At 71.4% G+C, this 23,128-nt stretch carries 19 protein-coding genes; 8 read left to right on the forward strand and 11 right to left on the reverse strand.

What is annotated here, in order from left to right; genetic code table 11:
* Positions 1-762 (forward strand): M23 family metallopeptidase (locus GWK61_RS27935; protein ID WP_228563064.1); only part of this gene is annotated, 762 nt, incomplete at its 5' end.
* Positions 763-851: 89 nt separating this feature from the next.
* On the opposite strand, the gene pcrA is transcribed toward GWK61_RS27935, so the two are convergent.
* Positions 852-3,281, reverse strand: coding sequence for a DNA helicase PcrA (gene pcrA, locus GWK61_RS27940; RefSeq protein WP_194913195.1), 2,430 nt, complete (start codon positions 3,279-3,281; stop codon positions 852-854).
* Between the two features lie 305 nt (positions 3,282-3,586).
* Here pcrA and GWK61_RS27945 point away from each other — a divergent pair, with 305 nt between their 5' ends.
* Complete coding sequence (locus GWK61_RS27945) at positions 3,587-4,309, forward strand: PIG-L deacetylase family protein (protein WP_194913121.1); 723 nt, start codon at positions 3,587-3,589, stop codon at positions 4,307-4,309.
* Positions 4,310-4,378: 69 nt separating this feature from the next.
* On the opposite strand, the gene GWK61_RS59825 is transcribed toward GWK61_RS27945, so the two are convergent.
* From GWK61_RS59825 to GWK61_RS27965, 4 genes are all read right to left on the reverse strand, one after another.
* Complete coding sequence (locus tag GWK61_RS59825; RefSeq protein WP_194913128.1) at positions 4,379-6,877, reverse strand: ACT domain-containing protein; 2,499 nt, start codon at positions 6,875-6,877, stop codon at positions 4,379-4,381.
* 11 nt (positions 6,878-6,888) lie between these two features.
* Positions 6,889-7,227, reverse strand: a complete 339-nt coding sequence (locus GWK61_RS27955) for a P-II family nitrogen regulator (RefSeq protein ID WP_194913131.1) — start codon at positions 7,225-7,227, stop codon at positions 6,889-6,891.
* Positions 7,224-8,666, reverse strand: coding sequence for an ammonium transporter (locus tag GWK61_RS27960; protein WP_228563065.1), 1,443 nt, complete (start codon positions 8,664-8,666; stop codon positions 7,224-7,226). The genes GWK61_RS27955 and GWK61_RS27960 overlap by 4 nt, the downstream gene beginning before the upstream one ends.
* 201 nt (positions 8,667-8,867) lie before the next feature.
* On the reverse strand, positions 8,868-10,358 hold the full coding sequence (locus GWK61_RS27965; RefSeq protein WP_194913133.1) for an NsdA family TPR-like regulatory protein: 1,491 nt from the start codon (positions 10,356-10,358) through the stop codon (positions 8,868-8,870).
* 226 nt (positions 10,359-10,584) lie between these two features.
* Here GWK61_RS27965 and GWK61_RS27970 point away from each other — a divergent pair, with 226 nt between their 5' ends.
* Positions 10,585-11,085, forward strand: a complete 501-nt coding sequence (locus tag GWK61_RS27970; RefSeq protein WP_194913135.1) for a hypothetical protein — start codon at positions 10,585-10,587, stop codon at positions 11,083-11,085.
* Positions 11,086-11,187: 102 nt separating this feature from the next.
* Positions 11,188-12,372 (forward strand): signal recognition particle-docking protein FtsY, encoded by a 1,185-nt coding sequence (gene ftsY, locus GWK61_RS27975; RefSeq protein ID WP_194913137.1) that lies wholly within the window; start codon positions 11,188-11,190, stop codon positions 12,370-12,372.
* A 136-nt stretch (positions 12,373-12,508) separates the two neighbouring features.
* Here the strand turns inward: ftsY and GWK61_RS27980 are convergent, their stop codons facing one another.
* Complete coding sequence (locus GWK61_RS27980) at positions 12,509-13,447, reverse strand: WXG100 family type VII secretion target (protein ID WP_228563067.1); 939 nt, start codon at positions 13,445-13,447, stop codon at positions 12,509-12,511.
* Positions 13,448-13,452: 5 nt separating this feature from the next.
* The gene (locus tag GWK61_RS27985; protein WP_194913140.1) at positions 13,453-13,821 is read right to left on the reverse strand and encodes a hypothetical protein; all 369 of its coding nucleotides are present in this window, start codon (positions 13,819-13,821) and stop codon (positions 13,453-13,455) included.
* Positions 13,822-13,902: 81 nt separating this feature from the next.
* On the opposite strand from GWK61_RS27985, the gene GWK61_RS27990 reads away from it, so the two are divergent.
* On the forward strand, positions 13,903-14,319 hold the full coding sequence (locus GWK61_RS27990) for an OsmC family protein (RefSeq protein WP_194913142.1): 417 nt from the start codon (positions 13,903-13,905) through the stop codon (positions 14,317-14,319).
* A gap of 30 nt (positions 14,320-14,349) precedes the next feature.
* Here the strand turns inward: GWK61_RS27990 and GWK61_RS27995 are convergent, their stop codons facing one another.
* From GWK61_RS27995 to GWK61_RS28005, 3 genes are all read right to left on the reverse strand, one after another.
* Positions 14,350-14,913: a GNAT family N-acetyltransferase gene (locus GWK61_RS27995; RefSeq protein ID WP_194913148.1), complete on the reverse strand. Its 564-nt coding sequence runs from the start codon at positions 14,911-14,913 to the stop codon at positions 14,350-14,352.
* Positions 14,914-14,929: 16 nt separating this feature from the next.
* A complete protein-coding gene (gene smc / locus GWK61_RS28000; RefSeq protein ID WP_194913157.1) occupies positions 14,930-18,628 on the reverse strand; it encodes a chromosome segregation protein SMC in 3,699 nt (1,232 codons plus the stop codon).
* Between the two features lie 186 nt (positions 18,629-18,814).
* Positions 18,815-19,024, reverse strand: a complete 210-nt coding sequence (locus tag GWK61_RS28005) for a hypothetical protein (RefSeq protein WP_194913159.1) — start codon at positions 19,022-19,024, stop codon at positions 18,815-18,817.
* A gap of 447 nt (positions 19,025-19,471) precedes the next feature.
* Here GWK61_RS28005 and GWK61_RS28010 point away from each other — a divergent pair, with 447 nt between their 5' ends.
* A complete protein-coding gene (locus tag GWK61_RS28010) occupies positions 19,472-20,260 on the forward strand; it encodes a CAP domain-containing protein (RefSeq protein WP_194913161.1) in 789 nt (262 codons plus the stop codon).
* A gap of 170 nt (positions 20,261-20,430) precedes the next feature.
* Here GWK61_RS28010 and GWK61_RS28015 read toward each other — a convergent pair whose 3' ends face one another.
* Positions 20,431-21,051 (reverse strand): hypothetical protein, encoded by a 621-nt coding sequence (locus tag GWK61_RS28015; RefSeq protein ID WP_194913163.1) that lies wholly within the window; start codon positions 21,049-21,051, stop codon positions 20,431-20,433.
* Between GWK61_RS28015 and GWK61_RS28020 the strand changes: the two genes are divergently transcribed.
* Complete coding sequence (locus GWK61_RS28020) at positions 21,035-21,358, forward strand: CAP domain-containing protein (RefSeq protein WP_194913165.1); 324 nt, start codon at positions 21,035-21,037, stop codon at positions 21,356-21,358. The two genes, GWK61_RS28015 and GWK61_RS28020, sit on opposite strands and share 17 nt — an antisense overlap.
* Before the next feature lie 74 nt (positions 21,359-21,432).
* Complete coding sequence (gene wsfD, locus GWK61_RS28025; protein WP_194913166.1) at positions 21,433-23,082, forward strand: glycan biosynthesis hexose transferase WsfD; 1,650 nt, start codon at positions 21,433-21,435, stop codon at positions 23,080-23,082.
* The last annotated feature ends 46 nt before the right edge of the window (positions 23,083-23,128 follow it).

Raw genomic sequence — 23,128 nt, forward strand, 5'->3', positions numbered from 1 at the left:
CCCCCGGCCCGCCCCTTCGGCAGCCGGCCTTCGCGGCCCGCTGTGGCCCTCCCCGGCCGCCGCACCCTGCACGCGTTCACCTCGACCCCGGCCGCCGTCGTCGGCGTGGCCGCCGTCGCGGTCGCCGCGGTCGGCGGGCTCCGCCTCCCCGCGACGCACACCGAGCCCGCCGCCGACGCGGCGAGCCCGGCCACGCCGACCAACGGCCTGGAGCAGAACCTGCTCCAGATGCGCGCCGCCAGCGCCAACCTCGCCGACCGCGCCACGCGCAGCGAGCAGCGCAGCGAACTGGTGCAGCAGCAGGCGCTGGAGAAGCAGCGGCTCGCCGAGATGGCGCAGAAGTACTTCCTGCCGGTCCAGGACTACGTGCTGACCGCCGGGTTCGGCCAGGCGGGCGACCGCTGGGCCAACCTGCACACCGGGCAGGACTTCGCCATACCGACCGGCACCAAGGTGGTCGCGGTCACCGACGGCACGGTCACCGAGTCCGGCTGGGCCGGTCCGTACGGCTATCGGATAGTGATACAGCATCCGGACGGCAGCCAGACCTGGTACTGCCACCTGAGCGTGATGAAGGTCCGCAGCGGCAAGGTCTCCGCCGGCCAGATCATCGCCCTGTCCGGCGACACCGGGAACACCACCGGGCCGCACCTACACTTCGAGTACCACCCGCCGGGCCCCGCCGACCCCGGCAACGGGGTGCCGGGCGCGTCCACGGCGGTGGACCCGATGCCGTTCCTGCGGGCGCACGGGTTGATATAAGAAGGCGACGACGCGACGAAAGGGCCCAGGGTTTCCCGGGCCCTTTCGTCATACCCCGATACGGCTGTGGAGGAAGTGGAAAACCCCGCTCAGAGCTTCTGCACCGGCGCCATCGTCAGCAGCAGCGTCCGCACCCCGGACGACCCGAAGTCGATCGTCGCCTCGTCGCGCTCGCGCCCGCTGACCGCGACCACCGTGCCCATGCCAAAGGAGTCGTGGATCACCCGGTCACCCGGGTCCAGGGAGATCACCTTCACCGGGCCCTTCCGCTGCTGGAAGCCGCGCGTCGTGCCACGCCGGTCGCCGAACGGCGAGCGCTCGGAGGTCTTGGGCTCCGGCGCCGTGCGCTCCCACTCGACCAGGTTCTCCGGGATCTCGCCGAGGAACTTCGACGGCGGGTTGTACTGCGGCGCGCCCCAGGCCGAGCGGTAGACGGAGCGGGAGACGTACAGCTGCTCGCGGGCGCGGGTGATGCCCACGTAGGCCAGGCGGCGCTCCTCCTCCATCTCCTTCTTGTCGCCCATGGAGCGCATATGCGGGAAGACGCCGTCCTCCATACCGGTGAGGAACACCACCGGGAACTCCAGGCCCTTGGCACTGTGCAGGGTCATCAGGGTGACCATGCCCTCGTGGTCCTCGCCGTCGGGGATCTGGTCGGAGTCGGCGACCAGGGCCACGCGCTCCAGGAACTCCGGCAGCCGGCCCTCGGGCTGGGCCTGCTCGAATTCCAGGGCCACCGCCAGGAGTTCGCGGAGGTTCTCGATGCGGGTCTCGTCCTGCGGGTCGTCGGAGTCCTGCAACTCCTGCAGCAGGCCCGTGCGTTCCAGTATCGCTTCCAGGACGTGTGCGGGCCCGTACTCGGCGGCCAGCTCGCGCAGCTCGTCCATCATCTGCGTGAAGCCCTGGACGGCCTTCACCGAGCGCGCGGCCAGCGCCGGCGCCTCGTCGGCGCGGCGCAGGGCGTCGCCGAAGGAGATGCGGTCGCGGGCGGCCAACCGCTCCAGCGACTCCTCGGCCTTCTCGCCGATGCCGCGCTTCGGCGTGTTCAGGATGCGCCGGACCGAGACGATGTCGTCCTCGTTGGCCAGGGCGCGCAGGTACGCCAGGGCGTCGCGGACTTCCTTGCGCTCGTAGAAGCGGACACCCCCGACCACGCGGTAAGGCAGGCCGACGCGGACGAAGATTTCCTCGAAGACCCGGGACTGCGCGTTGGTGCGGTAGAACACCGCGACGCCGCCGTAGGTGGTCTCCTTGGCGTCCGACAGGCGGTCGATCTCCTCCGCCACGTACTGTGCCTCGGAGTGCTCATCGTCGGCGACGTAGCCGGTGATCAGCTTGCCGTCGCCGGAGTCCGTCCACAGGTTCTTCGCGCGGCGGCCCTTGTTGTTCTCGATCACGGCGTTCGCCGCGGTCAGGATCGTCTGCGTGGAGCGGTAGTTCTGCTCCAGCTTGATGACCTTGGCGTCCGGGTAGTCGCGCTCGAACTCGATGATGTTGCGGATCGTCGCGCCGCGGAAGGCGTAGATCGACTGGTCCGCGTCGCCGACCACGCACAGCTCGGCCGGGGGCAGGCGGTCCTCCCCGGAGGCCGCCGCGGGCGCGCCGACCAGGTCGCCGTCCACCGTGCGCTTCTCGTGCTGCCCGACCAGCTCCTTCACCAGCTGGTACTGCGCGGTGTTGGTGTCCTGGTACTCGTCCACCAGGATGTTGCGGAAGCGGCGCCGGTAGTGCTCGGCGACCATCGGGAACGCCTGGAGCAGGTGCACCGTGGTCATGATGATGTCGTCGAAGTCCAGCGCCTTGGCCGCGGTCAGGCGGTCCGCGTAGAGCCGGTAGACCTGCGCGAGCTGGCGCTCGGCCTCGGTCTGCGCGCGGCTGGAGAAGGTGTCGTGGTCGACCAGCTCGTTCTTGAGCTTGGAGATCTGGCCGAGCATCGAGCGCGGCGTGGTCTTCTTCGGGTCGATCTCCAGATCGCGCAGGACCATGGTCATCAGACGCTGGGAGTCGGCGGTGTCGTAGATCGAGAAGTTGCTCGGCAGGCCGGCGGTCTTGGCCTGGGCGCGCAGGATCCGGACGCAGGCCGAGTGGAAGGTCGAGACCCACATCATCCGGGCCCGCGGGCCGACCAGTTCCTCCACGCGCTGGCGCATCTCGGCGGCGGCCTTGTTGGTGAAGGTGATCGCCAGGATCGAGCCGGGGTGCGCGTGCCGCTCGCCGACCAGGTAGGCGATGCGGTGCGCGAGCACGCGGGTCTTGCCCGAGCCGGCGCCGGCGATGATCAGCAGCGGTCCGCCGGAGTGCAGGACGGCCTCGCGCTGCGGTTCGTTCAGGCCCTCGAGCAGCTTGCGCGCGGCCGCCGACTCCTCCGGCGGGACCCACGCGTCCTCGGGTTCCTCCCAGCCGTCCCAGCCCGCGCGCTCGGCGTCGGCCTCGTCGGCCCACGCCGGTGGTTCGGGCAGCGTACGGTCGGTGTGCCGCTCCTCGCCCGACCCCCGCTGCTCCCGGATCTCGTCGAGCATCGGAAACAACGGCAGGGCGCCTGGGGCGAAGAGGGAAGAACTCACTCCAGAATTTTCGCAGACCGCACCGACAACGCGGGAGCGGTCGCCGAGATGGGGCGGTCACCTGGGTCGATGCGCGCGCCGCCGGCCGTGGTCGGGTAGTCCAGCGCGTGATCCGTCGGGCGACCCGGTCGGCGATCCGGCGAATGCCGGTCCCGCGAGCGATACTTCGGAACCCGGAACACCTGTGGCCCCGTCGGCGTTGCGCCTCATGGTGAGCACCCCGCTCCCGTCCGCAGCCACGCCCGGTACCAGGAGCCCTCATGCCCGACGCCAACGCCGCCCCGTCCCGCGTGCTCGTCGTGACCGCGCACCCCGACGACGTCGACTTCGGCGCCGCCGGCACCGTCGCGACCTGGACCGACGCCGGGATCGAGGTCACCTACGCGATCGTGACCAGCGGCGACGCCGGCGAGGCGTTCCCGGACACGCCGCGCTCGGAGGTGGCGGCGCTGCGCGAGGCGGAGCAGCTGGCGGCGGCCAAGTGCGTCGGCGTGACCGACGTCCGCTTCCTGCACTGGCCCGACGGCCGCCTGACGCCCTCGCTGAAGCTGCGCCGCGACATCTCTCGGGTGATCCGGCAGGTCCGCCCCGACCGGATCCTGATCCCGTCGGCCGAGCTGGACCTGGAGCGCATCTACGCCTCGCACCCCGACCACCGCGCCGTCGGCGAGGCGGCCATCGCGGCGGTCTACCCCGACGCGCGCAACCCGTGGGCGCACACCGAGCTGCTGGAGGTCGAGGGCCTGGAGCCGTGGACCGTCCCGGAGACCTGGGTGATGTCGACGAAGAACGCCGCCCGGGCCGTGGACATCACCGACGTCTTCGACCGCAAGGTGGCAGCGCTGCAGGCGCACGCCTCGCAGACCGGCGGACACCAGGACCTGGAGGGCATGCTGCGCACCTGGGGCGAGGGCATCGCGCAGCGGCTCGGGGTGGGCGAGAACCGGATCGCCGAGGCGTTCCAGGTGGTCGACACCCGCTGAGCCTGGTGAACCGAGTTCGCTGAGTTCTACAGAGTTCTGACTCGCGCGCCGCTGGTTCACCGCGAGCCTTCACAGCACGTCGGCCACGGCTGCCGCCACCCGCTCCGCCGCGTCGTCGGACAGCTGCGCGCCGGTCGCGGTGACGATGTAGAACACGTCGACCGCCTCGGCGCCCAGCGTCGAGACGCGCGCCGAGCGCACCGAAACGCCGGTCCCGGCCAGCGCCGAGGCGACGCGGTAAAGCAGACCCGGCGCGTCGCGCGCCTTGACCTCCAGCACGGTCGCCGAGGCCGAGGCGCCGGGCAGCACGGCCACGCTCGGCGCGGCGACCAGGCGGTTGCGGCGCTCCCCGGCGTCCCGGCTGGCCAGGCGCGCGGCGACGTCCAGGGTGCCGGCGAGCGCCGCCCGGACGTCCTCCCGCAGCCGGTCCTGCAGCGCGGTGCTCCAGTCCGCGGCGACCACCCAGCGCTGGACGTTGACGCCGTCCACGGTCTCGGTGGTGGCGGCGCGGATGGTCAGGCGGCGCAGCGCCAGCACGCCGGCGACCGCGGCGAGGAGGCCGATGCGGTCGGGCGCGGCGACGGAGACGGTCTGCGCGTCCTCGAATGCGACGACGAGCCCGTCGGCCGCGGCGCGGCTCCGGGCGGCCAGGTCCGCCGAGCGCGCCGGATCGGAGGGCTCGGCGACCGGCGGGTCGAAGCCGAGGAGCGCGGCCTCGGCGCGGACCGCGAGGCCGCGGTAGAGGCCGGCACGCCAGGGGTTCCAGGCCGCCGGGCCGGTCGCCTTGCTGTCCGCCTCGGAGAGCGCGCGCAGCAGACGCAGCGCCTCCAGCCGCGGGCAGGGCAGCTCGGCCAGGGCGGACAACAGCGTTTCGAGGGTGGCCGGGTCGTCGGGATCGCGTGCGGTGGCCAGGTCGGGCAGCAGCAGGTGGTGCCGGACCAGTCCGCTCAGGGTGCTGACATCGGCGGCGTTGAACCCGAGCGCCGGCGCCAGCTCCCGGGTCAGCTCGGCGCCGACCTCGGAGTGGTCGCCGGGCAGCCCCTTGCCGATGTCGTGCAGCAGCGCGGCGACCAGGAGCAGGTCGGGCCGGTCGACGCGGCGCGCGAGGTCGGAGGCCGCGACCACGGTCTCCAGCGTGTGCCGGTCGACGGTGTGGATGTGCAGGCTGTTGCGCTGCGGCAGGGACCTGATACGGCGCCATTCGGGCAGCAGCGCGTGCAGGATGCCGGACCGGTCCAGGGCCTCCCAGACCGGGATCAGGCCGGATCCGGAGCCCAGGAGCGTCACGAACGCCTCGCGGGCCAGCCGGGGCCAGGGCCGCGGCAACGGCGCGGACTCCTCGGCGAGGCGGCGCAAGGTGTTCGGTGCGAAGGAGAGTCCTGATTCGGCCGTCGCGGCGGCGGCGCGGAGCACCAGGGCCGGGTCGCGCGAGGGGGCGGCGGCGCGGGCGAGGTAGGCCTCGCCGTCCTGCTCGACGACGCCGTCGGCGACCGGGCGCCGGACCGGGCGGCGCGCCGGGTTGCGGGCCGCCAGGGCCGCGTCGACCTGGCGCCAGGCGGCTTCGGCGGCGTACGAGATGGTGCCGGCGGCTTCGGCGACACGGCGCATCAGAAGGTCGGCGTCAGTGGTGTAGATCTCTGCGAAACCCTCGTGCGAGCTGTCCGCCTTCGCCTCAGGTGGATCGCCGACCAGGTCTTCGAGCGAGACGGACACGGTCGCGTCCCCGGCCGAACCCAGATCTGCGGCGAACAGTTCGTTGTCCTCCAGCGGCTGGGTCAGGGCCCTGTCATCGTCGTCGCCCAGCACCCCGGCGTCCCGCAGCACGGCCGCGACCCCGTCCTGCTCCTGCAACAGCAACCGGTCCAGCGCACGCCCCGACACCCCGTGCAGCGCGTCCCGCACATCCAGCAGGAACTCGCGGGCCCGCTCCGGCGCCCCGTGCGGCACGTCCACCAGCCACGTCGCCGAGATGAAGCGCAGCATCGTGGAGTCGCGCAGGCCGCCGCGCGCCTCCTTCAGGTCGCCCTCCAGCCGGTACGCCAGCTCGCCGTGCCGGGCCAGCCGCGATGCGTACTCCTCACGCAGGTCCCCCAGTCTGCGCGGGGCGTCGCGGCGCCAGTCGGCGAACACCCCGGCGCGCACGGCGGCGACCAGGTCCGCGTCCCCGGCGACCAGGCGGGCGTCGAGCAGTCCGGCGGCCACCGCGAGGTCGGTGCGGGCCAGGTCCAGCGCCTCCTCGACGGTGCGGACCGAGTGGTCCAGCTTGGCGCCGGAGTCCCAGACCGGGTACCAGATCTTGTCGGCGATCCGCGCGACGTCCTGCGGGGTCAGCGACGCCGCGTGTAGGAGCACCACGTCCAGGTCCGAGCCCGGGGAGAGCTCCTGGCGGCCGTAGCCGCCGACGGCGACCAGGGCCACGCCCGGCTCGCCGGGCAGCAGCGAGGCCAGGAACGCGTCCGCCGCGTCCGAGCGCGCACGCCGGACGGCCGGCCCGATCTGCTGATCGGGCCGGCCATCGGCTCCCTCACCGTGCTGGTCTTGCTGGTCTTGCTGGTCTTGCTGGTCCACGTGGTTCTCCACTACAGCGCCGGGCCTCCGCGCTCGCCGGTCCGGACCCGGACCACCTCGTCGACCGGGGTGACCCAGACCTTGCCGTCACCGATCTTGCCGGTGACCGCGGCCTTGACGATGACGTCCACCAGGTCGGCGGCGTCCTCGTCCTCGCACAGCACCTCCACGCGCAGCTTCGGCACCAGGTCGACGGTGTACTCCGCGCCGCGGTAGACCTCGGTGTGGCCGCGCTGCCGGCCGTAGCCGCTGGCCTCGGAGACGGTGATCCCGTGGACGCCGAACCGCTGCAGCGCGTCCTTGACCTCCTCCAGCTTGAACGGCTTGAGGATCGCCGTGATCAGCTTCATGCCTTCACACCCTCCGTGACGTCGATGTCGGCCTTGCCTGCCTTGTCGGCCTTATCAGCCTTCCCGGCCTTCTCCGGCTTGGCGGTCGCGGCCTCGGCCGCGGCCGCGTCACCCGCCGCGCCCAGTGCGGTGCGCAGCGAGCCGGCCAGCCGGCCCCAGTCGTACGCGGTCTCCGAGTGCTCGGTGCTGTCGATGCCCTCGACCTCGGCGTCCGCGCTGATCCGCATCCCGATGGTCTTGTTCAGGATCCAGCCCAGGATGAAGGAGACCACGAAGGAGTACCCCAGCACGATCCCGGCACCCTCGCACTGCGCGAGCAGCTGGTCGATGCCGCCGCCGTAGAACAGCCCGGCCTTGGCGCCGTTGGTGTAGCCGGAGACCATCTCCTTGGTGGCGAAGAAGCCGATCAGCACGGTGCCCAGGATGCCGCCGACCAGGTGCACGCCGACCACGTCCAGCGAGTCGTCGTAGCCCAGCTTGTTCTTCAGGTTGATCGCGTAGCAGCAGACGAAGCCGGGGATCAGGCCGACGAACATGGCGCCCAGCGGCGAGACCGAGGCACAGGCCGGGGTGATCGCGACCAGGCCGGCGACCGCGCCGGAGGCCGCGCCCAGCGAGGTGAACGAGCCGTGCTGGATCTTCTCGGCGATCAGCCAGCCGATCATCGCGGTACAGGTGGCGACCTGGGTGTTGATGAAGACCATCGACGCCTGGCCGTTGGCGCCGAGCGCCGAGCCGGCGTTGAAGCCGAACCAGCCGAACCACAGCAGTCCGACGCCGAGCATCACGAACGGGACGTTGTGCGGCCGCATCGGGTCCCGCCCGAAGCCGACGCGCTTGCCGAGCACCAGCGCCATCGCCAGGCCCGCGGCACCGGCGTTGATGTGGACCGCGGTACCGCCGGCGAAGTCCATCACGTGCAGCTTGTAGTTGATGAAGCCGTTCGGCGAGAACACCCAGTGCGCGACCGGGAAGTAGACCAGGGTCACCCAGCCCGCCACGTAGACGGTCCAGCCGACGAACTTGGTGCGGTCGGCCAGCGATCCGGAGATCAGGGCCGGTGTGATGATCGCGAACATCAGCTGGAAGCACACGACCGCGATGGTCGGCACCCCCGTGGCCCCGTAGAGCGACCCACCGTTGCTGGAGCCGAAGCCCTGGCCGATGTCGTGCAGGGCCCACTGGTGCAGACCGCCCCAGAAGCCGTTCCCGCTGCCGTCCCCCGAACCGACGTTGCCGAACGACACGGACCAGCCGTACAGAACCCACAGCACGGTCACCACGGCGATCGCGATGAAGTTCATCATGAGCATGTTCAGGACGCTCTTCGCGCGGACCATGCCGCCGTAGAAGAACGCCAGCCCCGGTGTCATGAGCAGCACGAGTGCTGAACTCGCGAGCACCCAAGCGGTGTCACCATTGCTGAACGCGGATGGCATCGCTTCTCCTTCACCTGATTCGACGGACGATGGGAAGGAGCTTGGCGACGCACCGTTACCGGTGGCGCCGCCAAGTGTTTCGGAGCCGTGACAGATACGGCGCCTGTGTTACATCCGGGTGAACTTACCCCGACAGCTGAGATGAGTCTGTTACAAACCGGACATGTATCAGCTTCCTGTTACTAGCGTGATATCGGCTGATCACGCCGCTGCCGGGAGGGCCGCCAGCGTGCGCTCGTGGGCCTCGCGGACCGAACGGACGTCGGGGTAGCGCGCGAACAGGTTGCCGGCGGTGGTGCGCAGCCGGTCCTCGACGCGCTTGGAGCGCAGCCGCTGGACCAGCTCGGCGCCGGTCTGCAGGTAGGCCACCGCGGCCTCGGGTTCACGCTGCTGGAGTCGGACCGTCGCCATCCCGACCACGTTGAGCGCGCGGCTGCGCAGGTAGGACTCGTCGGTGGAGAGCAGTTCGACGGCGCGGTCGATGTTCTTCGCCGCCTGCTCGGTGAGCTGCGGGTAGCGGTAGGCCAGGTCGCGGAAGGAGTGGCCGTTCTCGCCGTAGAGCTCGGCCTCGGTGAAGAACGCTATCCAGGAGGGTTCTCCGGTGCGGGTGCGGTCGGAGCCGTTGCCGACCCCGTTGCTGCCGTTGCTGCCGTTGTTGCCGTTGTTGCCGGCGCCGTCTGCGTCTGCGACGAAGTCGCCGGGGAACAGGTCCTCGGCGGCGGCCACCGCGCGGCGGCAGTTGTCGCTGTCGCCGAGGTTGGCGTAGGCGCGCGCCTCCATCGCGGCCAGCAGCGACTGCACGCGCGGGGTGGTGGTGCCGTGGCTGCCGTACTGGGCCAGGTGCACCAGCTCCAAGGCGTCCTGGGCGCGGTTTATGTGGATCATCTGGCGGGCCATGGTGGCCAGGACGTGCGCGCCGAGCGGGGTGTCGCCGGCCTCGCGGGCGGCGTGCAGGGCCAGCACGAAGTAGCGCTGGGCCGAGGGCTGCATGCCGATGTCGTAGGCCATCCAACCGGCGAGGAGCGCCAGTTCCGAAGCGGTCCGGAACAGGCGCTCCGACAGGGCCGGCGCGTAGTTGTCCCGTAACAGCTCGGTGACTTCGTGCAACTGCCCGACCACGGCCATGCGGCGAAGCCCGCCGCCGCACTGCGCGTCCCAGCTCCGGAACAGGCGCGTGGTCTCCTCCAGGCGGTCCATCTCCTCGGAGGTGACCCGGCCGGGCAGCCGGCCGTTCGGCGAGTGCTGCTCGGGGACCGGGCTGAGCCAGCGCTTCATCGGCTCGATCAGCGACGGGCCCGCGGACAGCGACAGCGAGGTGCCGAGGAAGCCGCGGCGGTTGAGCATCAGGTCGCTGCGGGCGAAGTCGCCCAGCAGCTCGATCGACCGGCGGCCGGCCCACGGCAGGTCCACGCCGGAGGTGGCGGGCGGCGCCGCGGGCTCGCGCAGGCCGAGCTCGGCGTGGGTGATGACGGTGCCGAAGCGCTCGGAGAACAGCTCGACGAGGATGCGCGGGGCGGGGTCGCGGGGGTGTTCGCCGTCCAGCCAACGGCGCACCCGCGAGGTGTCGGTGGAGACGTGCGCCGCCCCCAACTGTCTCGCCCGTTTGTTGACCAGTCTCGCCAGTTCCCCCTTCGACCACCCGGAACGCTGGAACCAAGAATTGAGGAGTTCGTTGGGCGGCTTGCCGGTCATTCTTTGTTGCCCCCTGGAGATTCACGCCGGTCCGGCCGGAATGCGAAACCCTGTGTTGCAGAACGTAACCGCACCGCGACGATGCCCGCAGCCGAACGTTTTCGAACACCGGGATTCGCCAGAGTTCGCCACCTTGTCGAACCAGAAGTTGTCGGACAACACAGGTCTAACGACCATCACGGGCGGGCAGCGTGACCCCGAGGCGTCCGTCGGCGTTGGAGGAAGCATGCGAGTGCGCCTGGGGGGCAGGGGGCCGGTGCCGGTGCCGTGCGCCGGGTTACGGCTGCCCGCGGCCTACGACCTGCTCGATGTGCCGGGCGGCGCGGGGCATCGGGTGCTGCTGCAGTTGGAGCGCTTGGGGACGCCTCTGGGGCCCGTGCTGACAGTACAAGGAGCGGGGCGGGGGCTTCTGCACAGCCGGGAGGCCGGAGACGGCGGCGGGAGCCGGCTGCAGTTCTTCGTCGAGGCGGGGACCACGGCATCGTTCCTCGCGGACCTCAAGGACCTCGGCTGGGACCCGGCGGACACGGACGTCCGCACCATCGGCGTAGTACTGGCGTCCGAGACGCCGCTGCCGACGGCCGGGAGCCCTCGCTGGGTGCGGCCCCCGGAGACGGAACGGATGGCGGTGCTGCCGCCGGCACGGTTGCTGTTGGGGGCGCTGGCGTACGCGTGCCGACGCGCCGAGATGCGCCAATTCCTGCCCGTCGGAAGCCGCGCGCAGTAGCGCACAGGGCTTCGGGATCACTCGTTCGAGGCAACTTTCGAGGCTCATCACCTCGTTCCAGCCCGACCGAACCCCCCACCGCCCCGTGCGAGGATGTCTCCCATGGAGTTCCTCGTCATCGGCATCATCATCGCGGCCATAGCCATCATCGGCGCGGCCGCCCTGTTCTACCGGGCGCGGGGGCGGCAGGCAGTGGCGGCGCCGCCTGCGGCTTCGGCGGTGACGGGTGCGGCCCGGGAGTCGGCGGGCGGGGGCGCGGCCACTGCCGTCGCCGAGCGGGCGCCTCCTGTTGTCGAAGCCGCGCCGGTGCCTGCCGAGGCCGAGGTGGCGCCTGAGCTTGAAGTGCCCGAGCCCACCGCGGGGCGGATGGTGCGGCTGCGGTCGCGGCTTTCGCGGTCGCAGGGGACGTTGGGACAGGGTCTGCTCAAGTTGCTGAGTCGGGACAAGCTCGACGAGGCGACGTGGGAGGAGATCGAGGACACGCTGATCGCCGCCGATCTCGGCGTGGGGCCTGCCACCGAGCTGGTCGAGCGGTTGCGGACCAGTACGCGGGTGCAGGGGACGCGGACCATCGACGAGGCCCGCGCGCTGCTGCGCGAGGAACTGGTCGCGCTGATCGACCCGACGCTGGACCGGTCGCTGAAGGTGGCCAAGCATGCCGCGACCGACAGTGCGCCGGAACGGCCCGCTGTCGCGATGGTCGTCGGGGTGAACGGCACCGGCAAGACCACCACCACCGGCAAGCTCGCGCGCGTCCTGATCGCCGACGGCTACACCGTCGTGCTCGGGGCCGCGGACACCTTCCGGGCGGCCGCCGCCGACCAGCTTCAGACGTGGGGGCAGCGCGTCGGCGCCTACACCGTGCGCGGGGCCGAGGGCGCGGATCCGGCTTCGGTGGCGTTCGAGGCCGTCAAGGAGGGCACCGCGATGGGCGTCGACACCGTCCTCATCGACACCGCCGGGCGCCTGCACACCAAGACCGGGCTGATGGACGAGCTCGGCAAGGTCAAGCGGGTCGCCGAGAAGCAGGGCACGGTCGACGAGGTCCTGCTCGTCCTGGACGCCACCACCGGCCAGAACGGCCTGGTCCAGGCCCGGGTGTTCGCCGAGGTGGTGGACGTCACCGGCATCGTGCTCACCAAGCTCGACGGCACCGCCAAGGGCGGCATCGTGGTCGCCGTGCAGAAGGAGCTGGGCGTCCCGGTCAAGCTCGTGGGCCTCGGCGAGGGGCCGGACGACCTGGCGCCGTTCGACCCCGAGGCGTTCGTGGACGCGCTGCTTCAGTAGCAGGCGGTAGACAGTAGAAGCAGTAGAAGCAGTAGAAGATGGACAAGTAAAGACAGACAAGCAATAGACAAGCGTGGGAAAGGGCGGCCGGAGATCCGGCCGCCCTTTCCATGTGCGAATACAGCGCTAGACAACGCTATTCAGTGTCCACCAAACGCTCGATCCGCTGCACCACGTCCGTCTGGAAGCAGTTGTGCATGTGCGTGAGCCCCTTGAACCCGCTCACGCTGTCCAGCACGTGCCGCGTGTTCGCGTAGATCCCCTGCAGCCGCCCCGCCGCCATCGCGATCTGCTTCAGCACCCACGTGATCTCCACCTGGGCCTGTGCCGCGACCGCCGGTGTCATCGTCCCCACCGACATCACCTCCTCGACCAGGAAGCCGCCGAGGGAGCCGATCAGCAGGTTGATCAGGCCGACGATGGTGCCCTCGGTGAGCGCCGCCTCGCCGCGCAGGCCGCGCAGCGTCTCGGCGCTCTTGGCGAGGTTGTCCGCCAGGGTGTCGAGCTCGGCCAGGAAGTCGGCCAGCAGCGGGTAGAAGCGCTCGGCGGTCTCGTCGTCCCAGCTGCGGTGCAGGGCCGCGGCCGCCGAGCACAGGTCGGTGATCGTCTGCTGCACGTGCGCGTGCGCGTCGTCCCAGGCCTTGGCGGCCCGCTCCAGCTCGTCGGGGTCGCCGGTCAGCTTGTCCAGGAGCTCGAACGGGCTGGGCAGCCCGGTGTGGTGCGAGACCCACGCCAGCAGCCGCTTCTCCAGGCCGGTGATGCCGACCAGGTGGATGTGCGGGTGCGGGACGTCCAGGTGCGGGAAGTGGTGCTTGGCCAGCGCCTCCAGCCGCTCCTGGTCGCGCTCCTGCGCGTGCTCGGGGCGCGGCTCCGGCTTCTGCCCCTCCGGCAGCGCCTCGGCCCGCGCGATGAACTCCTCGATGCTGTGGACCTCGGCGGCGGTCTCCTCGATCTGCTCGGTGAGCTCCGCGCCGGGGGCGTCCTGCATCTTGCGGCGCTGGTTGCGCACCACCAGGACGCCCAGACCCCACATGCCGAAGATCAGGACCGCGAAGCTCAGACCCGTGATGAGCATGATGTTCACGCGTCCGCACCCCCGGCCTGCTGCTTCGGGATGGTCCGATGCCAGGGGAAGCCGTCGGGGGTCCACTCAGTGGCCTGCGACAGCGCCGGGTCCGGCCCCGCCGGATTGGCCGCGATCGGGTGCCCGGCCCGCAGCCCGGCGATGAAGTGGTCGATGACCTCGCAGGCCTCGACGAGGTCCTTCTCGGTCTCCGGCAGCCGCTGGTGATAGGCGTCGCGGACCTCGGTGGCCTCGAACATCTTCCCGAACGCGAAGTCGTGGACCCGGGCGGCCTCCAGCTTGCCGGGCACTTCCCGCAGCGACGCCTCCGCAGTACGGAGCGCGGCCATGAACGCGCCCGTCGGGTCGGTCTCCTCCGTCGTCACCGTACCCCTCCCATCAGTAGGTTCGGCGCGGAGCCTACTCCGAGTTGCGGGGTTCGCAGCACCCCGCGAACACTGGTTCCCATGTACGAGATCAAGGTCGAACGCACAGATGACGGCCGCTACATCGCCACCAACGAACGTGGCGCGCGCATCGAGGTGAGCGGAGACGGCCAGGGCCCGAACTTCTCCCCCGTCGAGCTGCTTCTGGTCGCGGCGGCCGGCTGCAACATCGTCACCACCGAGCCGCTGACCGCGCAGCGCGGCCACCGGATGACCAGGCTGGCGGCGTCGGCGACCGCGGAGAAGATCGAGCGGAACAAGCTCGGGCCGGTGACCTTGGGCTACAGCGTGGAGCTGCCCGAGGGCGACGCGGACGCCGAGAAGGTGTTCCGGGACGTCGCCGAGCGCGTGGAGGAGCGGCACTGCACGGTCAGCCGCTCACTGCGCGAGGGCACGCCGGTGAACCTGGACCTGGGTCCGGGCCTCGACGAGGACTGAGACCCGAACCGGGGACAGGCGGAGGAGCAATCAGGGCTTGAGCGGGTCGGTGTGCAGGATCCGGTAGAACTGCTTGCTGTCGGCCCACCGGCCGTTGATGTACAGGTGCGACCGCGACAGCCCGATCTCCTCGAACCCGCACTTGGCCAGCACCCGCTGCGAGGCGAGGTTCTCGACGTTCGTCCCGGCCTCGATCCGGTGCAGGTTCCAGCGCTTGTGCGCGTACTCGCACACGCCGTTCACAGCGGCGCTGGCCAGTCCCCGGCCGATCAGCTCGACGTCCACCCAGTAGCCCATCCGGGCGTTGAGGAAGATGCCCAGCTCGATGCCCGACAGCGTGAGGCTGCCGTACACCTCGCCGTCGCCGCGGTCGAAGGTCCAGCGCTCGGTGCGGCCCTCGGCCCGGTCCGTTTCGAGCTTCTTCAGCCGCGAGTACTGCCCCGTCTCGGTGTAGAAGTCGTCCGGGCGGATCGGGTCCCACTGCGCGAGGTGCGCGCGGTTGCGGTCGAAGGCCCGGGCCAGGGCCGCGGCGTCCGTCAAACGCATCGGCCGCAGCAGGACGTCTTCGCTCAGGCGTATTTCCCCAGTGGTCATCGCAGCAGGGTAAGGCTCAGACCGTCTCGTCTTCCATGGCGTTCTCCGCCGCGGCCTGCGCGGACTCCTGCGCCGCGGCTTGCGCGGACTCCACCGCCGCCGCCTCCGCGGAGACCTCGGCCGCGGCCTGCGCCGGCACCACCTTCGGCGCGTCGCTTATGGCCCCGGTCTCCTTGTTGCGCAGCTTCTGGCTGATGACCGTGGTGACGCCGTCCCCGCGCATGGTGACGCCGTACAGCGCGTCGGCGACCTCCATGGTGCGCTTCTGGTGCGTGATCACGATCAGCTGCGAGGTGGCCCGCAGCTCCTCCATGATGTTGATCAGGCGGCCCAGGTTGGTGTCGTCCAGCGCCGCCTCGACCTCGTCCATGATGTAGAACGGCGAGGGCCGGGCCTTGAAGATGGACACCAGGAAGGCCACGGCGGTCAGCGACCGCTCGCCGCCGGACAGCAGCGACAGCCGCTTCACCTTCTTGCCCGGCGGACGGGCCTCGACCTCGATGCCGGTGGTCAGCATGTCCTCGGGGTCGGTGAGGATGAGCCGGCCGTCGCCGCCGGGGAACAGCCGGGAGAACACGCCCTCGAACTCGCGGGCCACGTCGTGGTAGGCCTCGGTGAAGACCTGCTCGACCCGGTCGTCGACCTCCTTGATGATGTCCAGCAGGTCCTTGCGGGTCTTCTTCAGGTCCTCCAGCTGCTCGGACAGGAACTGGTGCCGCTCCTCCAGCGCCGCGAACTCCTCCAGCGCCAGCGGGTTCACCTTGCCCAGGGCCGAGTAGTCCTTCTCCGCCTTCTTCAGCCGGCGCTGCTGCTCGGCGCGGTCGTAGGGCACGGGGACGTCGCCCTCGACGGTCGGCTGGATCGGCACCTCGGGCCCGTACTCGGCGACCAGCACGTCGGCCTCGACGCCGTGCTCGGCCAGCGCCTTCTCCTCCATCTGCTCGATACGCATCCGGCGCTCGGCGCGGGCGACCTCGTCGCGGTGCACCGAGTCGGTGAGCTTCTCCAGCTCGCCGGACAGCTCGCGGACCCGGGCCCGCACGACCTGGATCCCGGCGTCGTGCGCGACCCGGGCCTGCTCGGCCTCCTCGCGGCGGACCTGGGCCAGCGCCAGCGACTGCTCCAGGTGCCGGATGACCTGCTCGAAGCCGTGGGCCACGGCCCGGGCGACCTCGGCCTCCTCGGCCAGGCGCTCGGCCCGCTCTATGGCCCGCTCGCGGGCCTCGCGCTCCTGCTGCGCCGCACGGTCCAGCTGGTCGGCCCGGCCGGCCAGGGCCCGGGCCCGCTCCTCGGCGGTGCGCACCGCCAGGCGCGCCTCCATCTCCGCGGTGCGCGCGGCGGTGGCCTGCTGGGCGAAGTCGTCGCGGCGGCCGGTGGACAGCACGTCGTCGAGCTCTTCGGCGGCTGCGGCGACCTCCTGGGCTTCGAGCAGCTGGCCCTCCAGCTCCTCGACCTGCCCCAGGTCCCGGTCGCGCGCCTCCTCGGCCTTCTCGATCGCCGCGACGAAGCGCTCGACCTCGCTGAGCGCGGCGCGGGCCTGGCCGCCGAGCCGGCCGAGCTGCTGCGCGACGCCGGCCTTCTGGCTGTCGGCCTCGCGGCGCTGCGCCATCAGGGTGTCGACGCGGGCCTTGGCGGTCTGCCGCTCGGCGGTCGCGAACTCCAGCTCGGTCCGCAGCCGCTCGGCGCGGGCACCGGCCTCGTACAGCTTCTCGGTGGCCTCGTCGACCGCGGCCTGGACCTCCAGCAGGGTCGGCGCCGAGGACGAGCCGCCGCGGGCCGAGTCCCGGCCCAGCACGTCGCCGTCCCGGGTCACGGCCCGGACGTCCGGGATCCGCCCGATGAGCTCGGAGGCCTCGGACAGGTCCTCGACCACCGCCATCCGGTTCAGCAGCCGGGTGAACGCCGGGCGCAGCCCCTCCTGGACCTGGATCAGATCGATGACATAGCGGGCGTTGGCCGGCAGTTCCGGCCATTCGCCGTCGTCGGGGTAGGAGACGTCGCCGCCGACGATGACCGTGGCCTGGCCGGCGTCGTCGGCCTTCAGCAGCCGGATGGCGTTGACCGCGCTGTCCACGCTGGTCACGGCGACCGCGTCGGCCGCGGTGCCGAGCGCGGCGGCCACCGCGGCCTCGGCTCCGGACTCCACGGTCAGTATCGCCGCGACGCTGCCGAGCAGGCCGGAGAGCCGGTCGGTGGCGGCCAGCAGGGCGCCGGCGCCGTCCTTGCGGTTCAGGCCGAGTTCGAGGGCTTCCTTGCGGGCCGCGAATCCGGCCTGCTCCTTCTGGGCCTCGCGCTCGGCGGCGCGCAGCTCGGTCAGCTTCTCCTCGGACTCGGAGAGCGCCTGGGAAGCCTCTTCGACCTCGTCGTCGAGCCCGCCCCCGTCCGTCTCCAGGCCCTCGACCTCTGCCTTGAGCTCGTCATACTCGCGCTGCACACCGGCCGCCCGGCCCCGGGCGTCCTCGGCGGCGGCGCCGAGCCGGCCGATCTCGGCGTCGGCGGCCGCGGCCTTGGACCGCATCGCGCCGACCCGGCCCTCCAGCTTGGCCAGGCTTTCCCGCTGGTCGGCGGCGGCGCGCACGGAGGCGGCCAGCCGGCGCTCCTCCTGTTGCAGCGCGGTCTCGGCGTCGGTGCGCTGCATGACCGCGCCGGCCAGGGTCTCCTGCGCCTCGGCGATCTCCTCGGCGAGCTCGGCCTCCTCCTCGCGGATGCGCGCGGCCTCGGCCTGCATCTCCTCGGGGTCGCGGCCGTGCCGCTCCTCGGGAGCGGTACGGGAGGCGTTGCGGACCCGCTCGACGGCCAGCTGCGCCGAGCCGCGGTAGCGCTCCTTCAGGGAGCTGAGGCGGTACCAGGTCTCCTGGGTCTGGGCCAGGTACGGGACCAGGGCCGCGCCGCGCTGTTCGAGCTCGGACTCCTGGGCCTGCGCTTCGGCGTACTCGCGCTCCAACTGCTTGCGCCGGACCTTCATCGCCTCTTCGTCGGCGGACTCCTGCTCGAAGGCCAGGCGCATGGTGACCAGGTCGTCGGCGAGCAGCCGGAGCCGGGCGTCGCGCAGGTCGGCCTGGATGACCACGGCGCGCCGGGCCACCTCGGCCTGCCGGCCCAGCGGCTTGAGCTGGCGGCGCAGCTCGCCGGTGAGGTCGGTGAGCCGGGTCAGGTTGGCCTGCATCGCGTCCAGCTTCCGCAGCGCCTTCTCCTTGCGCTTGCGGTGCTTCAGGACGCCGGCGGCCTCCTCGATGAAGGTGCGGCGGTCCTCGGCGCTGGCCTGCAGCACCGCGTCGAGGCGGCCCTGGCCGAGGATGACGTGCATCTCGCGGCCGATGCCGGAGTCGGAGAGCAGCTCCTGGATGTCCAGCAGCCGGCAGGGGTCGCCGTTGATGGCGTACTCCGAGCCGCCGTTGCGGAACATGATCCGCGAGATGGTGACCTCGGAGTAGTCGATGGGGAGCGCACCGTCGCCGTTGTCGATGGTCAGCGCCACCTCGGCGCGGCCCAGCGGCGCGCGGCCGGTGGTGCCGGCGAAGATGACGTCCTCCATCTTGCCGCCGCGCAGCGACTTGGCACCCTGCTCGCCCATCACCCAGGCCAGGGCGTCCACGACGTTCGACTTGCCCGAGCCGTTGGGGCCGACCACACAGGTGATGCCCGGTTCCAGGCGCAGGGTGGTGGCCGAGGCGAAGGACTTGAAGCCGCGCAGGGTCAGGGTCTTCAGGTACACGTGCGGCGACACTCTCCTGCGCTGCCCGGCCGGCGGGCCTGATGTAGGGGTCCGGTTTAAGCTTCGCCTGTTCACAAGCCCGGCGATGCTCCTGGCGAGCGTACCCCCTCCAGTGCAAGGGACGCCGGAGGTCGCTCCAACGTCCCTTTAGTGGAGATGCCGCTGATGGGGACCAGCTTTCGCCGGCTAGCGGGTCAGAGCGGGTTCCCGCTCCAGCTCGCTGAACTCGGAGTCCAGCCCGGTCGAGCTGTACTTCGAAGCGGCCAGCGCCGCGTTCTCGTCCTCGAGGCGGGACACATACGCCTCCAGGTCGACGACGCGCTGCTTGAGCCGCCTCATCTCGGAAACCATGCGGTGGTCCACCGCAGCGACATGCCCGAGAAGCGCCTTAGCCATAGTGAGGGTCCTTCACGATGAGTGCCTGGCGTCTTCGCCAGAACCTCTGTAGGTGTCAACCTGCCAGACAAGGTGGTGCCGTGGTCGCGCACCGGCTGCGGGAGGCAGCGTCGTAAGCGTTATGAATCAGCGATGAGCCCGGCGTTTAGCCGGTTTCACCACAGGGCATACCGCGCCGACAAAAAGGAGTGCGCGACTACCAGGGTCGCACCGAAAGGGGTCTTGGGTCAACACGGAGGCAGGCACCGCAAAGCGGACCGCGCGGGCCGTGAGGCCACTCGATCACTTCGGATACCCGGGCGTCAAGCGTTATCCGTGCCGGATCCGCCTTATCCGGAGCGGGAATTCACCCTGGAGGGGTCGGTCACGAGGTCCGGGACATCAAGGACGCGCAAAGGTTTATCCAAGTCACTCGAACGGACTAAAGACCCTTTGTAGCTTGGCGGTATGGCCTCAGTGCTTGACGCCGGAGAGCGGTACGACCGCCCCCGCCGCCCCACCAGCCACCGCCGTCGGGCGCCGCGCCGGCACCGGGGGCTGCGCCGCCCGGTGATCACCGCGGTGGTCGGCGGGCTGGCGATCGTGACCCCGCTGTTGCTGCGTCCGCACGTCGACACCGAGGTCGCGCTCGGGCCGGGGAGTTCGGCGCCGGTCGTCCCGCCGCCGGCTTCTTCCAGCGGGAGCACGCCGAGCCCGGACCCGAAGCCGACGCCGTCCGCCGACGCCTCAAGCGTCACCGACGGCCGCAGCACCTCCCCGGTGTCCCGGGACGCGACCCGGTCCTCGTCGCCGCTGGTGCCGTCACGGACCGTGACCACCACCGCGACCACTTCCACTTCCACTTCCACTTCCACGGCTGCCGCGTACGAGGCCGAGGTGGTCACGCTGACCAACGACCAGCGCGTGGCGCACGGCTGCCCGGCGCTGCGCGACGACCCCCGGCTGCGCGCGGCGGCGATAGCGCACAGCGTCGACATGCGGGCCCGGAACTACTTCGCCCACAACACCCCCGACGGCGTGACCCCGTGGACCCGCATCGAGGCCCAGGGATACTCAGATCCCTCAGCCGAGAACATCGCGATGGGCCAGCAGACGCCGCAGTCGGTCGTCGACGCCTGGATGAACTCCCCCGGGCACCGAGCCAACATCCTGAACTGCTCGTCCAAGGCCATCGGCGTGGGGGTGCAGTTCGGTCCGAACGGGCCGTGGTGGACCCAGGACTTCGGCTATTCCTGAGCCGTCGCCGACAGCGAAAACCTGCCCCAGAATTCCTGGTCGGAACGCGAATTCCCTTACGTCCCACCCGCCCCGGCGGTAGCATCTGGTGACTTCGGCGCCGGTGGGACAGGGGGACATCAGTATATGGACATACGCACCTGGCAGGAGGCCGGCGTCCGGGCCGGCGCCTACAGCGCGCGCCATCGGGCCCGCAGCCCGTTCAGCCCGCTGCGGCCGACACCGATCGCCATCGGCAGCCTGTCCACGGCGGCCATCGCCGCGTTCGCCTTCGTCGCGCCGGGGATCCTGCACAGCCCGGCCGGATCGACCTCGACCGTCCTGGACGGCGCGCCGAACCGGATGCCGCCGCTGTCGCCGGGCGGCGGCGGCAACGCGGCCCCGGGGTACGTGAGCGTCACCTCGCCGCCGACGTCGTCGGCCTCGGACTCCCCGGCCGCGCCGAGCAGCACGGCGACGTCCTCCTTCGCCGCGCCCACGACGAATTCGACCAGCCCGTCGCCGTTCACGGTGCACACGCCGACGATGTCGTCCTCCTCGCCGCGGCCCTCGCAGCCGCCGCCGAGCCAGTCACAGCCGCCGCCGTCCGGCCCGACCTCGCCGAGCCAGTCCCCGACGACGCCGCCGACGACCGCGCCGACCACCCCGACCACGCCGCCGACGACCACCCCGACGTCGCCGCCGATCACCACGAGCCCGACGGCGCCGTTCAACACCTCGGCCGCGGTCTCCTCGGCGATCGGCGAGATCGGCCACGCCCGCTCGCAGCAGGGGGTGGACCTGCTGAGCATCGACTCGCTGCTGACCAGGGCCGCGCGGGTGCACTCGACCGACATGGCGCACACCGGCGACTTCAGCCACATCGGCTCCGACGGCTCGGACCCGTTCAGCCGCGCGGCGGACCTGGGCTGCTACTCGCTGTCCCAGGAGCTCATCGCGCACGGCAAGCCCGGGGACGACGTCATCGGGGCGCTGATGCGGGACCCGTCGTCGCGGCGGGCGCTGCTGTCGTACTGGAACAGCTCGATCGGCGTCTCGGCGCAGCTGGACCCGGCGACCGGGGACGTGTACTGGTCGATCGAGCTCGGCTGGGGGTAGCCCCCGCGCGCCGCCGTTCACTCGCAGAGCGGACAAATCGTGCTGCCGCACGGCTTCGGTCGTTGAACCAAGGCGTGCGTAAACCAAGGATCGAAGACCTCCGTCCGTCCCGGCTCCCGGCGACCGTCCTCGCGGCGGCCGTCGGCGCGGGCTCGGCGGTGTTGCTCATGCTGCGCCTGTTCGTGCCGCGGCCGGTCGGGGTGGCCGACAACTACGACGGCGTCCGGCTGATGTGCCACCTCGGCGTGGACGTGCGGCTGCCGCGGAACACGCCGCGGCTGCGCGACTACGTGTACTACCGCTACGACCACCTCGCGCACTTCAGCTGCCAGCGGCACGCGCTCGGCTCGATCCGGCTGCCGGACGTGCCCTACCGCAGCAGCCAGCTGCTGGTGCTGTACGCGGCGCGGGGGCTCACGCGGGTGCTCGGGCTGCCGGGCTACCTGGACCTGCGGGCCGTGGGGATCGTGTGCTGCCTGCTGCTCGGCGCGGCCGTCGGGCTGCTGTACCGGGTCGCCACGCTGCGGCACCGGTACCGGCTGCTGATGTGCGCCGCGGTGGTGGCGGTGGTCGCAGACACGGTGTTCGTCGACTACGCGGTCTCGCCGTTCAGCGAGATCGCGTCGGTCATCGGACTGCTGTACGTCGCGGTCGGTGTGCTGATGCTGGCCGGGCCGAGCCGTCGGCGGCGGTTGGCGGGGATCGCGGTGACCGGCGTGTCCGGGCTCTTCTTCGCCACCGCCAAGACGCAGAACGTGCCGGCGGTGCTGCCGCTGGCGCTGGTGCTGCTGGCGCCGGCGGTCCCGGTGGTGGTGCCGGAGCGCCTGACCCGGCTCGCCGGGCTGGCCGACGCGCTGCGGCTGCACGGCCTGGACCGGCGGCTGCGGCACCGGCTGACCGGTCTGGTGGCCGTGATGGTGATGGCTGCCGGGGCGTTCGCAGTGTCCGGCAACGAGGACAAGCGGACGGCGCAGCTGACCGAGGCCAACTTCGTGAGCGTCACGCTGCTGCCGACCTCGGCGCATCCGCAGCGGGACCTCGCGGAATTCGGGGCGCCGGCATGGCTCGGGCAGTATGCGGGGGCGCCGCCGTGGTGCGCGCCGACCGCGTTGCAGGACAGTGCCGGGTACCAGAAGTTCACCAAGGGCCTGTCGCACCAGCGGATCCTCGGCTTCTTCCTGAACCACCCGACGCGGCTGCTGCCGGTGCTGGACACGGTCGCAGGGTACTTCTACGAGCCGCGGCCGACCGCGACGCTGTGCGGGGTTGGGCCGCACGGTACGCAGTTCATGGTCCTGCCTCCGCTCGGGAACTACACCCACCTCGCCCACACGCCGCGTGGTCTGCAGGACCACCGCTGGTCGCCGGTCACGGACGCGCTGGGGCTGCTGCGCGGCTTCGGCATGGGGACGCTGGTCCTGCTGTGGTTGATCCCGGCGGCCGCCGTGACCGCGGTGCGGCGCAGGAGGGCTTTGCGGGGCGTCGGGGCGCTGCTCGGACTGCTGCTGGCGGTCGCGGTGACGCAGTTCGGGGCCTCGGCGTTCGCCGACGGGATCGACACCGCGAAGCATCTGGACCTCGCGGTGCTGGCGACGGCGCTGGCGTGGGTGTTCGCGGCGGTGGAGGTGCTGGCGGCGCTGACGGCGCGTGCGACGCAGAACGAGGCCGGGGTCGCCAGCATCCCGCGCCCGGCTTCGCAGCCGGAGTCCGAGCCGGTGCGCTGAGCGCTGCACTACTGAATACTGCACAGCAAAACAGCGATGCCGCGGG

Origin of the sequence: Catenulispora rubra (genome assembly GCF_015356825.1) — a bacterium.
Lineage (GTDB): Bacteria > Actinomycetota > Actinomycetes > Streptomycetales > Catenulisporaceae > Catenulispora > Catenulispora rubra.